At 68.8% G+C, this 1,049-nt stretch carries 1 pseudogene; it reads right to left on the reverse strand.

Annotated features, from left to right (window positions below):
* A pseudogene (locus ACZ3HV_RS44595) lies at positions 1-980 on the reverse strand (IS3 family transposase); the annotation flags it as partial.
* Between the last annotated feature and the right edge of the window lie 69 nt (positions 981-1,049).

Here is a 1,049-nt window from a genome sequence, read left to right on the forward strand (position 1 = left end):
GTCGCTGTGGAAGGTCGCGCCTTCGAGGCTGCCGCGGGTCGCGGCTGCGGCGTTGAGGGCGTCTTCGACCAGTTCGGTGCGCATGTGATCGGCGACCGACCAGCCGGCCAGGCGTCGGGAGTAGCAGTCGATCACCGTGGCCAGATAAAGGTTGTTGCCGTCGGCAAGCGGCAGGTAGGTGATGTCGCCGACGTAGCGCTGGTTCGGTGCGGGGGCGGTGAAGTCGCGGTTGAGCAGGTCGGGCACCTTCTGGTCCGCGGGTTCGGGGATCGTGGTGCGGACCTTGCGACGACGCCGGTAGCCGGCGATGCCGTGCTCGCGCATCACCCGGGCGACCCGCTTGCGGTTGATCCGCTCATCGGGACCGGCACCGTCGTTAAGCTCAGCGGTGATCCGCGGAGCACCCTGGGTCTTGTCGCCGTCGTGGACGACCCGGATCCGCTCCGCCAACGCCGCGTCGGCCGCGGCCCGTTTCTGCCGGGCGGGGGCGGCCTCCAGCCACGCGTAGTACGACGAACGCTCGATCTCGACGAGCTGGCACAGCCGCTTCACGCTCCAGCCAGGCCGTGACCCGGCGCCAGAGGTGGTGGAGTGGTCGGCGACGAACTGGAAGCGGTTCACCAGTTCGTCTCCCCGGCGAAATACTTGGCCGCCTGGCGCAGGATCTCCCGCTCGGTCGTGAGCTTGGTCTGCTCTGCCCGCAGAGCGGCGTTCTCGGCCTCGAGCCGGGCGATCCTCGCCTCCGGCGACTCCGGCTCACCTGTCGGTGCCGTGCGCCGGCGTGCCCGCGAAGGGCTGGAGACGGTCGTGCCGTCGGTGGTCGTCTTCTTGCCCGAGCCATACACCTCGACCCAGCGAGCCAGAGTGGCCCGCTCGATCCCGAGATCGGCTGCGATCCCACGCAGCGTCGCCCCCGGAGTGGACTCGTACAAGTCGACGGCCTGCCGACGAAACTCCTCGGAGTAGTTCTTGCGGGCCATGGTCCTGATCATCTCGCTTCCCCAGCCGATGGCTGGATTCAGCGTGTCCAAGAACCGGGGTCAGGACCC

Source organism: Kribbella sp. NPDC020701, assembly GCF_055562215.1.